The 12,449-nt window shown below is 71.6% G+C and carries 14 protein-coding genes; 9 read left to right on the top strand and 5 right to left on the bottom strand.

Annotated features, from left to right (window positions below; all coding sequences use genetic code 11):
- The first annotated feature begins 139 nt into the window (after positions 1 to 139).
- From ACPFP2_RS04365 to ACPFP2_RS04355, 3 genes are all read left to right on the top strand, one after another.
- Positions 140 to 778 (top strand): hypothetical protein, encoded by a 639-nt coding sequence (locus tag ACPFP2_RS04365; RefSeq protein WP_424086310.1) that lies wholly within the window; start codon positions 140 to 142, stop codon positions 776 to 778.
- 156 nt (positions 779 to 934) lie between these two features.
- A complete protein-coding gene (locus tag ACPFP2_RS04360) occupies positions 935 to 1,693 on the top strand; it encodes a MerR family transcriptional regulator (RefSeq protein ID WP_424086308.1) in 759 nt (252 codons plus the stop codon).
- 83 nt (positions 1,694 to 1,776) lie between these two features.
- A complete protein-coding gene (locus ACPFP2_RS04355; RefSeq protein ID WP_424086306.1) occupies positions 1,777 to 2,061 on the top strand; it encodes a putative quinol monooxygenase in 285 nt (94 codons plus the stop codon).
- Positions 2,062 to 2,104: 43 nt separating this feature from the next.
- Here ACPFP2_RS04355 and ACPFP2_RS04350 read toward each other — a convergent pair whose 3' ends face one another.
- Complete coding sequence (locus ACPFP2_RS04350; RefSeq protein WP_424086304.1) at positions 2,105 to 2,233, bottom strand: hypothetical protein; 129 nt, start codon at positions 2,231 to 2,233, stop codon at positions 2,105 to 2,107.
- 83 nt (positions 2,234 to 2,316) lie between these two features.
- The gene (locus ACPFP2_RS04345; protein WP_424086302.1) at positions 2,317 to 3,570 is read right to left on the bottom strand and encodes a serine hydrolase; all 1,254 of its coding nucleotides are present in this window, start codon (positions 3,568 to 3,570) and stop codon (positions 2,317 to 2,319) included.
- Between the two features lie 235 nt (positions 3,571 to 3,805).
- Here ACPFP2_RS04345 and ACPFP2_RS04340 point away from each other — a divergent pair, with 235 nt between their 5' ends.
- Positions 3,806 to 4,924, top strand: a complete 1,119-nt coding sequence (locus ACPFP2_RS04340; RefSeq protein WP_424086300.1) for a hypothetical protein — start codon at positions 3,806 to 3,808, stop codon at positions 4,922 to 4,924.
- 58 nt (positions 4,925 to 4,982) lie between these two features.
- Here the strand turns inward: ACPFP2_RS04340 and ACPFP2_RS04335 are convergent, their stop codons facing one another.
- Positions 4,983 to 5,417 (bottom strand): VOC family protein, encoded by a 435-nt coding sequence (locus ACPFP2_RS04335; protein ID WP_424086298.1) that lies wholly within the window; start codon positions 5,415 to 5,417, stop codon positions 4,983 to 4,985.
- Between the two features lie 32 nt (positions 5,418 to 5,449).
- Positions 5,450 to 6,010 carry a hypothetical protein gene (locus tag ACPFP2_RS04330; protein ID WP_424086296.1) on the bottom strand — a complete coding sequence of 187 codons (561 nt, stop codon included), beginning with the start codon at positions 6,008 to 6,010 and terminating at the stop codon, positions 5,450 to 5,452.
- Between the two features lie 109 nt (positions 6,011 to 6,119).
- Here ACPFP2_RS04330 and yidD point away from each other — a divergent pair, with 109 nt between their 5' ends.
- The 3 genes from yidD to ACPFP2_RS04315 all read left to right on the top strand — a co-directional run bounded on the left by yidD (position 6,120) and on the right by ACPFP2_RS04315 (position 9,131).
- Positions 6,120 to 6,506, top strand: coding sequence for a membrane protein insertion efficiency factor YidD (gene yidD / locus ACPFP2_RS04325; protein ID WP_424086294.1), 387 nt, complete (start codon positions 6,120 to 6,122; stop codon positions 6,504 to 6,506).
- Between the two features lie 41 nt (positions 6,507 to 6,547).
- Complete coding sequence (locus tag ACPFP2_RS04320) at positions 6,548 to 7,732, top strand: phosphotransferase family protein (RefSeq protein ID WP_424086292.1); 1,185 nt, start codon at positions 6,548 to 6,550, stop codon at positions 7,730 to 7,732.
- Between the two features lie 136 nt (positions 7,733 to 7,868).
- Positions 7,869 to 9,131 (top strand): DNA sulfur modification protein DndB, encoded by a 1,263-nt coding sequence (locus tag ACPFP2_RS04315; protein WP_424086290.1) that lies wholly within the window; start codon positions 7,869 to 7,871, stop codon positions 9,129 to 9,131.
- A 117-nt stretch (positions 9,132 to 9,248) separates the two neighbouring features.
- Here ACPFP2_RS04315 and ACPFP2_RS04310 read toward each other — a convergent pair whose 3' ends face one another.
- Entirely contained in the window at positions 9,249 to 9,617 is a 369-nt protein-coding gene (locus ACPFP2_RS04310; protein ID WP_424086289.1) for a VOC family protein, read from the bottom strand.
- A 207-nt stretch (positions 9,618 to 9,824) separates the two neighbouring features.
- On the opposite strand from ACPFP2_RS04310, the gene ACPFP2_RS04305 reads away from it, so the two are divergent.
- Entirely contained in the window at positions 9,825 to 10,808 is a 984-nt protein-coding gene (locus tag ACPFP2_RS04305; protein ID WP_424086288.1) for a hypothetical protein, read from the top strand.
- Between the two features lie 252 nt (positions 10,809 to 11,060).
- Positions 11,061 to 12,359 carry a phospholipase D-like domain-containing protein gene (locus ACPFP2_RS04300; protein WP_424086286.1) on the top strand — a complete coding sequence of 433 codons (1,299 nt, stop codon included), beginning with the start codon at positions 11,061 to 11,063 and terminating at the stop codon, positions 12,357 to 12,359.
- Positions 12,360 to 12,449 lie beyond the last annotated feature (90 nt).

Below are 12,449 nucleotides of genomic sequence, written 5' to 3'. Positions count from 1 at the left end.
GGGCGGAGGGCCTGGGGTGGGGTGGGTACAAGGTCCCGGAGAGGACAGGGGGTTCGGCCCTGACCGGGGGCGTCCATGATCGCGCACGATATTGCTCGACACACCGACGCGCCCCTTACGCCCCCTCGGGAGATACCAGATGAAGCGCCGCACCCTCGACCTGCTGCTCAGCATCGGCGGGCTGGGCCTGACCGTCCTGCTGCTCGTCGCCGGCATCGTGCTCACCACGAACGCCAACTTCGCCAACGACTACGTGCGTGACCAGCTGGGCGCGCAGCACATCTCCTTCACACCGGCCGACAAGCTCAGCGACGAGGAGAAGAAGGCCGACTGCCTGGTCGAGTACGCCGGCCAGACGCTGACCACCGGCAAGCAGGCCGAGTGCTACGCCAACGAGTACATCGGGCTGCACCTGAAGAACATGGCCGGCGGCAAGACGTACGCCGACCTGGGTGAGCCGCAGAGCGAGCTCAAGGCGAAGGTGAAGGCCGCCACTGAGGCGAACGACCCGGCCCTGGCCGACCTGCAGAAGCAGCTCGCCGAGGTGACCGGCCAGCGGGACACCGTCTTCAAGGGCGAGACGCTGCGCGGCCTGCTGCTCACCTCGTACGGCTTCAGCGAGTTCGGCCGCAAGGCCGGGCAGGCGGCCCTGGTCACCTTCATCGCCGCCGGGCTGCTCCTGCTGCTGTCGATCGCCGGCCTGGTGCACGCCTTCCGCACCCCGGCCAGCGAGGCCTTCGCCGCCCCCGCGCCGACGAAGGACCGGCTGAACGCCTGACCGTCCCGACCCGGCCGCCCCCGCTCTCCCCGACCCCCTCGGGAGACCGGGGGCGGCCGCGTGTCCGGCCCCGGCAGGTCCGCCCGCCGCGCAGAATCGGGCTTGACCCTCACGCAGCGGGAGGCGGGAGCCTTGGTCGCGGAAGGGAGGGAACCCATGGCGTACACGGTGGGGCAGGTGGCGAAGGCGGCCCGGGTGACGGTCCGGACGCTGCACCACTACGACGAGATCGGCCTGCTGTCGCCCGGCGGTCGTACCCCGGCGGGCTACCGCCGCTACGACGACGCGGACCTGGAGCGGTTGCAGCACATCCGCTTCTACCGCGAGCTGGGGTTCCCGCTGGAGGAGATCGCGGCGATCCTCGACGACCCGGACGCGGACCCGGCGGCGCACCTGCGCCGGCAGCACGAGCTGCTCACCGACCGGATCGGCCGGCTCCGGGAGATGGTCGCGGCGATCGAGATCGCGATGGAGGCGAGACGGATGGAGATCAGGCTCACGCCGGAGGAACGCTTCGAGGTCTTCGGCGACTTCGACCCGGACGCGCACGCCGAGGAGGCGGAGCGACGATGGGGTGACAGCGACGCGTACCGGGAGTCGACCCGGCGCACGGCCGGCTACTCCAAGGAGGACTGGCTGCGCAACAAGGCCGAGAACGAGGAGTGGGGGCGGCGGTTCGTCGAGGTGATGGCCTCCGGCGTGCCGGCGGACTCGCCGGCGGCGATGGCGCTGGCCGAGGAGCACCGGCAGCTCATCACCCGCTGGTTCTACGACTGCTCGTACGAGGTCCACACCGGGCTGGCCGACCTGTACGTGGCGGACCCCCGGTTCACCGCGCACTACGAGCAGATCGCGCCCGGGATGACGGCGTACCTCGCCGAGGCGATCCACGCCAACGCGATCAGCCGCGCCTGACCGATGAGTCGGGTGCCTCCCCGACGTTTATCCTCGGGGAGGCACCCGCCTTCCGACCAGGCCCGTACCACCGGAGGTCCGCAGTGCTCATCGTCGCCGGCACCCTGTACGTCGACCCGACGGGGCGGGACGCCTACCTGGCCTCCTGCGTGGAGGTCGTCCGGCAGGCGCGGTCCGCGCCCGGCTGCGTCGACTTCGCGATCAGCGCCGACCTGGTCGAGCCGGCCCGAATCAACGTGTACGAGCGCTGGGAGAGCGACGAGCGGTTGCTCGCCTTCCGGGGTGCCGGGCCCGCCGAGGAGCAGGTGACGGCGATCCGTGGCGCGGAGGTGCACAAGTTCCGCATCTCCGGCGTCGAGGCCCCCTGAGGTGGCGTCGGTCGGACCCGGTTGCGGGCCCGACCGACGCCGGTCATGGCGTGCCGGTCCGGTGCAGGAAGGTGCGGATCAGGCCGGCGATTTCGGCGCCGTGGGTCTCCAGCGCGAAGTGGCCGAGGTCCAGCAGGTGGATCTCCGCATCCGGCAGGTCCCGGGCGCACACCTCGGCCCGGGCGACCCCGGCAGCCCCGAGCCGGCCCGCCAGGCCGCCGACGTGGCGCGCCGCCTGCTCGCGCCCGCCGCCGGTCAGGGGACCACGTAGTCGTAGACCGTGCGGGCGAGCCGGCGGACGAGATCGGCGCCGGAGGGCTCCGGGCCGGAGGTGAGGAAGGCGACGGCCGTCTCCGCGCCCGGGATCAGGTAGTAGCCGACGTCGTGCGAGGCGTCCGGCAGCTCACCCGTCTTGTGCGCGACCGGGGTGCCGGGCGGCAACGCGGCGGGGATCTTGCTGTTGAGCGTCTGCTCCCGCATGAAGCCGATCATCAGGTCGCGGGAGGCCGGGGTGAGGATCTGCGCGTCCCAGACCGCGCCGAGCAGCGAGATGACGTCGTCCGGGCTGGTGTAGTTCTCCTCGCCCCGGGCGGCGGCCTCGGTGTCGAGCATCTTGCGGGCCAGCACGGTCTGCCGCTGGTTCATCGAGTCGGCCAGCGCGTTCATCGGCGCGAACCCACCCAGGTAATTGATCAGCACGTTCGTGGCCGTGTTGTCGCTGTACTCGATCATGTACTCGGCGAGCTTGTGCAGGGTCGCCAGCTGCGGGATCTGCTCGAACTGCAACTGGCCGGTGCCGCCGACCACGTCGGCCCGGGTGACCAGCACCCGCTCGTCGAGCGACACCTGACCGCAGTCGACCCGACGCAGCAACTCGACCAGGATCCACAGCTTGATCACACTGGCCGCCTTCGGGCGCAGCGTGCCGTTGACCGCGACCTGCTGCATGCCGTACCGGCCGGAGAGGTCGCGGACCGTCGCCCCGGCCTGGTTACCGGTGGCCGGCGCGCCGGCCACCACCGACGCGAGCCGGCCGGTCAACGGGAGCAGAGCCCGGCCGGCCGCCGGATCGGTGGGCGGCATCGGGTTGGTGACCACCTCGCCGACGTGCCAGTCGAAGCGGGCGTGCGGCGGGAACACCATGAGCAGGCCCCGGGAGCGGCCGACCAGCGGCACGTCGTACCGGTAGGTCGTACCCCCGACGGTGAGCCGGCCGCTGGCGGACCCGGCGGTGACCCGCATGCCCGGGTCGGCGATCCGGCCGGTGTCGCCGTCGCAGGCCCGGTAGCGGACGGTGCGCGCGGCGGCGTCGACCGAGAAGACCCCGCCGGGGAAGGCCAGCCAGGCCACCGTCGCGGCCGGCGGGCGTGGCGCCAGCGGTCCCGGGCCGCCGTCGGCGACCGCCGGGGCGGCGACCAGCGCCACCGTCGCGGCGGCGACCAGCGCCACGAGCCCTTTCCCGGGTACGCGACGCGGTGAAGACGAGCACCGCTTGTCTGTTTTGCTCACGTTCGCACGGTAAGCGGATCGCTGTCCGGTCCACTCTCTACCGCACCGGGGTCACCCGACCGAGGGCTGTCCGCTCTTCCCTGCCGGACGTGAATCGACGCGGCGGCTCCGCCCAACGTGCGCCGATGGATCCACCGATCGGGTGAAAGATCGGCAATGCCGGTTCCGCCCACGCTGGTCCGCTGTTAACCCGTACGACACCCCGGTTGGTGGCTCGCGCGGCGGAGGAGTCGGCGTGGCAGAAACTGATTCGACGGGTTCCACCTGGCGCTACACGTGGGCGCGGAAGCAGAACGAGCGCCGGCAGCACACGTACCGCGAGGCCGAGGCGGCCTGGCGGCGGCGCGACGACGAGTTGCGCCGGCTGCGCGGCCTCGCCGCCGACCTACGCGGCTCGGTGGCGGCGGGCAGCGGGCTGCCCCTGGAACTGGTCCCCGGCGAGCTGGTCTTCCGGGCCTGGCCGGCCGCCCAACTGGTCGAGGTGCGGCACACGGCGGTGCTGCCCGCCCCGGACCTGACCGTCGAGCCGCACCCGGCGCCGCTGCGCCTGCGACCCCCCGACGGGGTCCGCCCCACCGACGCCGGGATGGCCGTGATCACCAACCGCCGTCTGGTGTTCGTCGGTGGCAGCGGCCGGCGCGACTGGGCGTACGGGCGGATGACCGGCCTGTCCCACGACCCGGCGGCCCCGGTGAGCCTGGTCCAGGTCCTCGACCGCAAGCAGACCGGCGGCCTGCTGCTGCCCGCCACCGAGGCGGCCGACTTCCGGTTCGTGCTCACCCTCGCCTTCGCCGACGCCATCGAGCAGCGCGACACCGTCCTCGCCCAGCTCGACGAGCTGATCGCCGAGCACGACCAGACCCGGCCGTTCCGCCCGGCGATCGCCACCCCCGGGCAGGCCAGGATCACCGCCCGTGTCCCCGGTGGACGCCGCACCGTCGCCGTCGCCGCCGCGCTGACCCTGGTCGTGCCGGCGGTGCTGCTCGACTCCGACCCACCGGTGCGGCCCGGCTCCGAGGTCGCCGCCGCCGCCACCCCTGCACCGCAGAGATCGGCCGCGCCGAAGCCGAAGCCCGCCGCGAAACCCCGGCCGAAGCCCGCGCCGTCGCGCAGCGCCGAACCGGCCGAGCAGCGCTGCGGCGCCCCGGCCAACCCCATGGGGTACGACTACTGCGGCGGCCAGCGGATCCGCCGGCCCGACCACCGGGTCTGCGACCACTTCGACTGCGTGCAGGAGTTCTACTCCGGGCGCGGCTACCTGGTGCTGTGCAAGGACGGGTCGGTCAGCCTCACCGGCGGGCGGCGCAACGCCTGCGCCGGCCACGAAGGGGTACGCCGCACCATCTTCACCTGACCGGCCTGCGGGTCGCCGGCCTGCGGGTCACCTCGGCCCGGGGTGCCGGCTCCGCCGGTCAGGTCGACGGCGGGACGTCGAAGTCCGGCACGGTCAGGGTGCCGTCGGCGGCGAGTGGGAAGCCCGGGTTCCAGGCGATCTCCCACACGTGCCCGTCCGGGTCGGTGAAACAGCCGGCGTACCCGCCGTAGAAGGTGTCGGCGGCGGGACGGGTGACCCGCGCCCCCGCCTCGGCGGCCGTGGCGAGGATCGCGTCGACCTCGGCCCGGGAGTGGACGTTCTGGGCGAGGGTCGCCGCGCCCGGCCCGCTGTCCGGCACCCCCGCGTCGGCGGCCAGCTTCTCCCGCCCCCACAGCACCAACGCGAGGCCGCCGGCCTGGAAGAAGACCGTCTCCTCGACCTCCTGGCCGCGCCAGCCGAGCCGCTCGTAGAAGGCGCGGGCGCGGGGCAGGTCGGCGACGCCGAGGGTGACCAGGCTGATCCGCTGCTCCATGCCTCGGACGGTACCGGTGCGCTCCGACGCGGTCAGCGCGTCCGGCCCGTGCCCCGGGCGAGCGGGAGCAGGCCGACCAGGACGAGGGCCGCACCGACCGGCAGCAGGTCCAGCTCGACCGCGATCGCCACGAACCCGACCAGGACCAGCACCGGGCTCCACGGCGGCAGCAGGCGCGGCCGGACCAGGACCGCCCGGAGCAGCAGCGTCAACAGACCCAGCTCGAAGAGCACCGGCCCGAGGAGGAAGACCGGGTCGGGGATCTCCGCCACGTCCTCCAGGCCTGGGAACAGGTCGTAGACGATCACCCAGAGGAAGGCGGCCGCGCCGAGCAGGGTGGCCGCCGTCGCGACCGCCAGCCCCGCCCGCCACCCGGCCGGCAGCAGTACGCGGCGCAGCCGCAGCGCCAGCGCGACGAAGACCAGGATCCCGAGGCCGAACGCGACGTGTCCGACGTCCCAGGCCCAGCCGTTGCCCCGGTCGCCGTCGAGCCCGTCGGCGACGCGGAACAGGCCGTAGACGAGCAGCAGCAGTGGGGCGACGAGAGCGGGCAGGCGGAGCGACGAGGTGGGGCGGGCATCGGTGAGCGTCATCAGCCCAGGCTGGCAAGACGGCCGCCGCCGGGCATCCGGGCGTACCCGTAATCGGCCCCTGAGGACGCCCCGGATTCCACCGTCCGGCCGGTGGCGGGGCTGTCGCATCATGTACGGCGTGATCAACCTCAAGCACAGGCACAAGCGACACCCTTCCAAGAAGAAGAAGCGCGACTGGTGCGACTGGTGCGACTGCGACGGCCCGGACTGCTGCGACTTCGGGCTCTTCTCCTTCATGCTCACCCTCGGCGCGACCACCGCCCAGGTCAGCCGCGCGCCGATCGTCGACCGGGCCGGCCGCGCCGCCATCCTCGGCTACCGACGCTGGCTGTCGCACCGCTGGCCCGGCCAGTGCCGCTACACCCCGACGTGCAGCGCGTACGGCCTCACCGCCGTCGAGAAGTACGGCCTGGCCATCGGCGGGCGGATGGCCGCGGACCGGCTGCGCCGCTGCAAGCCGCACGTGCCGCGCGGCACCCACGACCCGGTCCGATAACCGCTCGCCGGCCCACGCCGGTGGCACTACCGTCGGCGGGCGTGACCCGCACCGTGACCCTCGTCCTGGTCGACCCCACCGGCCGCCCCCTCGGGGCGCTACCGGAGTACCGGGTCGAGTCGCCCTGGTGGCAGGAGGTCGATCCGGTGGTGCAGGGCGCGCCCGTCGAGGTGACCGTGCTGCGACTGCTGGACGGACACGGTGACCGACCGGGCGTCGGCGGCACGGTCCGCTACCTGGCCGAGGTCGCCGAGCCGCCCGCCGTACCGCTACGTCCGGTGACGGTGGATCTGGCGCCGCATCCGCTGCGCGCCCCGTACGCCGAGCCCGGCGGCCCGGCCGCCAGCATCGCCTGGGCGCGGGCGGCGCTCGACCGCCTCGACCGGCCCGCCACCGAGGTGACGCAGCGGCGCACCTGGAACCTGTCGGCGATCTGGCGACTCGACTCCCCGCACGCGACGGCCTGGCTCAAGCAGGTGCCCGGCTTCTTCCGGCACGAGGCGGCGGTGCTGCGCCGGCTCGGTGCGGTCGCGCCCGGGCGGGTACCCGTCCTGCTGGCCGACGACGGCGACGGCCGGATGCTGCTCGACCACGTGCCGGGTGAGGATCGCTACGCCGCCGACCCCGCCGAACGCGCGGCCATCGCCGCCGACCAGCACGACCTCCAGGTACGCGCGCTCCGCCTCGTCGACGACCTGGTCGCGGACGGGGTGCCGGACCTGCGCGGGCCGGCGCTCGCCCGGTGGATCCGCGCGACGATCCCACCGTCGGCGCTGCCCACCACCGACCCGCTCGACGGGCTGGAGGAGCGGCTGGCCCAGGTGGCGGAGTGCGGCCTGCCGGACACGCTGGTCCACGGCGACCTGCACCCCGGCAACGTGCGCGGTGACGGTGTACGGCGAGTGGTCATCGACTGGGGGGACGCGTTCGTCGGGCACCCGGCGTTCGACATCCTCCGGCTGACCGAAGGACTGCCCGCGTCCTCGTCCGCCCCGCTGCTGGCGGCGTGGTGTGCGCGGTGGCGGGACAGCGTGCCCGGGTGCGACCCGGAGCGGGCGGTGGAGCTGCTGCGGCCGGTGGCGGCGCTGCGGATGGCGGCCGTGTACGCGATGTTCCTCGCTGGCATCGAACCGAGCGAACGGATCTACCACGCCGATGACGTACCCCGATGCCTGGCGGAGGCCACGCCCTTGCTCAGTGCGAGCCAAGACGCGCACCGGTCATAGGCGCTCGGGCCCTCGGACCCTCGGTTGTTGTCAGACTACGGGCGGAGTACGTCGATGATCGAACGTACTACGTGGACTTGTTGACGTAGTACGTTCTACAAAGTACTTTTGTCTCTGCATCCACAGAGGACGGAGTATGTCGTCGATGTTCTTCTCTGAGCTGGGCCTAACCCAGCACGACTCCCTCACTGCTGCTCAGCAAGCCGCGAGCGAGGCCGCCTCGGCCTCGGGCGGGCGATCCTTCACCTGTGTGGTTTTCCAGCAGGGTGGACGTCTCATGCTCACCACCGCCTTCTCGAACGCGTTCCTCGTCAAGCACGTCGTTGCTGAGCCTGCGACCAAGGGCGGGAATCCGCGCATGGCGACCAACCGGCCTATGGATACCGCGCACGTGCGCGCCATCAGCAAGTATCTTGCTGAGAACGAGCGCAACTACATCCTTCCGCCGTTGACCCTGAACGTTCGCTCGGTGCCCGCGATTCACATCCCTCGCGGCAACTTCGCGATGACGGTCGGGTTCGTCGTGATCGGTGACGAAACCAAGTTTTCAGTGACTGACGGGCAGCACAGGCTCGCCGCCATCATGAAGGCGAGCGAATCGCTGACGGACCCTGACTCGACGTTCATGAGTGACAGCGTCTCCGTCGTGATCGTCGTTGAACCCGACCTTGCTCGGATTCACCAGGACTTCGCCGACGCGGCGCAGACCAAGCAGATTCCGGCCAGCCTCCTGGCTGCCTTCAATACTCGAGAGCCGTTGAACCGTGTGTTGACTAAGATCGTGGACGGGTCAAGGTTGTTCCACGGGCGCATCGACGAGACCTCCAAGAGTTTGTCAAAGAATTCCCCGGCTATCTTCTTGCTCAACCAGGTTCGCGGCATGGTCAAGGAACTGCTGTTCCATGACTACGCGCTGAGCGAGTCCAGCATCCCCGCTCGGAGCAACCAAGTGATTGGTTCCACCGAGAGGCAGGACGCCTTCGTTGAGCGGACTCTCTCGATGATGCAGATCCTTACCGAGCACATGACCCCGTGGCGGGCGATTGCACAGCTCCCCACCTCGGGCGGCCCTGCCAACCAGGTGGTCGATTACCGCAAGCAGTACATCAACATGACTGCTACCGGGCTGGTGATCATCGGTCATGTGGCATACGAGATCGAAAAGAACCCGGACCTCACCTGGCGGACCGATCGCTACGTCGACCTTGCCACCAAGGTCGACTGGCGTCGCGACGCGGAGATTTGGCAGGGCACGATCATTTCCGGTGACAAGATCAGCACCACTCGGGCGCCGGGACGCCTGGCGGCGAAGAGGGTCATGGCGAGCATTGGCCTTCCTGTCGCCGATGTCGATAGCGCGTTGTCGGGCATGGAGCCCCTCCTGGGCGCCGGAGTCTGAGACGCCTTTGTAAGCCCGAGCGCTACATCGAGCTCGGCCTCCCTTTGGTGCAGGGAGGTCGAGCTCGATGATTGACGCCATGACGCTGGCCCGGCCTGGCACTTCACAACTGTTTACTCACTCCGGGGCGTGGCAGACCGCCTCGACGTTGTTGCCGTCCGGGTCGCGGACGAACGCGCCGAAGTAGGTCGGGTGGTACTCCGGCCAGACCCGCGGCGCGTGCAGCACCTCCGCGCCGGCCCCGACCGCCGCGTCGTGGAACGCCTGCACGGCCGCGCGGCTCGGGGCGGTGAACGCGACGTGCGTCTCGTACCCGTTCCCGGGGGAGGTCGCGGGGCTGATCCAGAAGTCGGGGTGCTCGACGCCGTAGCCGATCACGTCGCCGAACTCCATCATCCGGCGAGCGCCCAGCGTGGCCAGGACGGTGTCGTAGAAGGCGCTGCTGGCGGGGATGTCGCGGGACTGGATCCCCAGATGGTCGAGCACGTCGTGTCTCCTTCGCGTGGCGGGTCCCGGCCAGGTTAGGACCGGCCTACGACTTTTCCGGCCGCTTGTCGCCGGCACCGCCTCTACCAGGACCGAAGGTCCCGCCCCGTGGTGACCTCGCCCCCTGCCGCATCCCCGTGACGCCGCGCAGGCTGGAGGGAGACAGGACCGGCGCCACGCCCGCCGGCAGCAGGGTCGGGAGGCATCATGGCCACGCAGCTCACCACCCACCCGGCAGCACGGGCCGTCGACCGGTGCCGGCCGCTCAGTATCGCGCTCACCGCCCTCGCCCTGGCGATGGCGACCGCCTCGCTGGTCGGCCCGCTCGGGCTCGACCTGATGCGCTACCGCACCTCACCGACCACCCTGCACCAACTCCTCGGCAGCGACGCCGCGGCGCTGTTCGTGATGGTGCCGCTGGCCCTGGCCGCCGCCGTGCTCGCGTACCGCCGGCACCCGGTCGCGCCGCCGCTGGCCACCGGCGTCGCCGGGTACGCCCTCTACACGTACGCCCAGGTGATCATCGGGCAGGAGTACCTGCGGCTGCCCGGCACCGTGGAACGGTTCTTCCCGCTGCTGCTCGCCGTGTTCCTGCTCGCCGAGGCGGTGCTCGTGCTGGCCTGGCGGGCGCTGCCGTCGTCCCTGCCCGCGCCGTCGACGCGGCTGCGGCGGGCCACCGGGACGACCCTGCTCGTGGCGGCCGGGTTCCTGACGTTCGGGCTGCACCTGCCGTCCATGCTGACCGCCTGGTCGGACCCGGCCGCCATGACCGAGTACGCCTCCAGCCCCACCCCGTTCTGGATGGTCAAACTGATGGACCTCGGCATCGTCGTCCCGGCCGCCGTGGCCGTCGGCGTCGGCGTGCTGCGGCGGGCCGGCTGGGCGCAGCGGGTGGCGTACCCGTTGCTGGTCTGGCTGACCTGCCTGGCGGTGTCGGTGACCTCGATGGCGGTGGTGATGCTGGCCGACGGTGACCCGGACGCGTCGCCGGTGCTGGCGGTCGGGTTCGGCGTGGTCACCGTGGCGCTCGCCGGGCTGACGGTGGCGGCCCACCGTCCGCTGGCGGTCCGCCGTGCGGCGGCGAGCAGCGCGCTCTGCTACTGCGCCCCGGACATTCCCCGGGAACTGCTGACCCCGCCGGTGCCGGTCCAGCGCGGGACCCGCTCCCCGGCGCGCAGCGCGCGACGGTGAACCGGTCGAGGTCGTCGGTGACCGGTCATTCCGCCACCTGACCGGCGGCGCCGGCCGGCGTCCACGTTCCTTCCACCGAGTTTCCACAGGCCACCGGGATAGTCGACAACAGTCGATCCCGGCCGGTCAGAGCGGCCAGGGTGGCCCGGCAGCGGCGCACCGCCGTGCCTGGAGGAGAACGGGGAAGGACTGATCACCGTGCACCCGACATCGTCCCTGACCAGAAAGCCCCACCTGCGCAGCCTCGCCCTGGTGACCGCCGTGCTGACGGCGGTCACCCTGCCTGTCACCCCGGTCGCGGCGCATACCCACACCGCGCCGGCCCCGCCGGCCGTGACGGCCGCCCCTCCCGCATCTGCGGTGGTCCCGATCGCCGCGTCGGAGGTGCGCAACTACGCCTGGTTCAACAGCAAGGCGGAGGCGGGGGACATGCACGCAGGGGTCGGTGCCCACGTGGCCCGGCTGATCAACGCGGCGCCGGCCGGGGCGACGCTCTCGCTCACCCTCTACTTCTTCAACCGGCAGGAGGTCCTCGACGCCCTCAAGGGCGCCGCCGCCCGAGGCGTGAAGGTGCGGATCGTCATCAACGGCAGCCAGGTCTGGGACGGAGACGCCTACTACAAGGCGCTCAAGGCCACCTCGGGCATCACCGTCGTGGAGTGCGGCACCCGGCGTCCCGACAAGCAGTCGACCCGAGGCTGCATGACCCGCCGCACCGAAGCATCGCCGCTGCACAACCCGCCGCTGCTGCACAACAAGTTCATGACCATCTCCAGCGTCCGGCTGGCCGGCGGCGGGACGGCGAAGAACGTCCTCTACGTCTCCTCGGCCAACCTCGACCACTACCGCGCGTACGAGAACGCCATCACCATCAGCCACGCCGGCCTGTACGCCGACTACCTGCACTACTTCAACGCCCTGATGGCCCAGGGCCGGTCCGGGGCGAGTGACGCCAACGCCGGGCGTACCTACACGGCCGGTGGCCACCGCCTCTACACCTTCCCGCGCCGCGAGGCCGCCGGGACCAAGCCCAGAAGTGGCAGCAACGACCCGATCGTGAGCATCCTCAAGGGGCTGACCTGCTCCGGCAGCACCAGGATCGACCTGGCGAACTTCCGGATCCAGCGCCGCGCGGTGGTGAACGAACTGATCGCCGCCCGCAAGCGCGGCTGCCAGGTCCGGGTCGTCACCGGCGCCAGGACCGGCAGGCCGCACGATGTGGGCGCACCCATGGCGGCGCTGGTGACCCTCGCCAAGGCCATGCCCGTGCACCTCTGCGGCTACACCGAGGCCGGTGGCATCCCGATGCACGAGAAGTTCATCATCATCCGCCAGGCGGGCACATCGACGCTCTACCTGGGCAGCCACAACCTGACCTACCGGGCGCTGCGCCAGAACGACGAGAACATCCTGGCGTTGCGCAACCACCCGCTCGCCAAGCCGTTCCAGCAGCGGTTCGACTCGCACCACAGCACCTGCCGCGTCTACGACCCGAGCAAGGACCCCAACATCCCCGCCTCGGGTGACATCGCCGACGAGTCCACCGACTGACTACCGGCAGTGCCGGGGCCGGGGCCGACCCGAGCAGGGCCGGCCCCGGCACCGCCGCAGAAGCGTTCCCGGTCGGCGTCGCACCCGGTG

Origin of the sequence: Micromonospora citrea (assembly GCF_049629545.1) — a bacterium.
GTDB lineage: Bacteria > Actinomycetota > Actinomycetes > Mycobacteriales > Micromonosporaceae > Micromonospora > Micromonospora citrea_A.
This window is presented reverse-complemented; position numbering and strand designations above follow the sequence as displayed.

Excerpts from the sequence above, each read along its gene's own strand:
- ACPFP2_RS04365 (WP_424086310.1), top strand. The coding sequence starts at position 140 with ATGAAGCGCCGCACCCTCGACCTGCTGCTCAGCATCGGCGGGCTGGGC.
- ACPFP2_RS04360 (WP_424086308.1), top strand. The coding sequence starts at position 935 with ATGGCGTACACGGTGGGGCAGGTGGCGAAGGCGGCCCGGGTGACGGTC.
- ACPFP2_RS04335 (WP_424086298.1), bottom strand. The coding sequence starts at position 5,417 with ATGGAGCAGCGGATCAGCCTGGTCACCCTCGGCGTCGCCGACCTGCCC.
- ACPFP2_RS04330 (WP_424086296.1), bottom strand. The coding sequence starts at position 6,010 with ATGACGCTCACCGATGCCCGCCCCACCTCGTCGCTCCGCCTGCCCGCT.
- yidD (WP_424086294.1), top strand. The coding sequence starts at position 6,120 with ATGTACGGCGTGATCAACCTCAAGCACAGGCACAAGCGACACCCTTCC.
- ACPFP2_RS04315 (WP_424086290.1), top strand. The coding sequence starts at position 7,869 with ATGTCGTCGATGTTCTTCTCTGAGCTGGGCCTAACCCAGCACGACTCC.
- ACPFP2_RS04305 (WP_424086288.1), top strand. The coding sequence starts at position 9,825 with ATGGCCACGCAGCTCACCACCCACCCGGCAGCACGGGCCGTCGACCGG.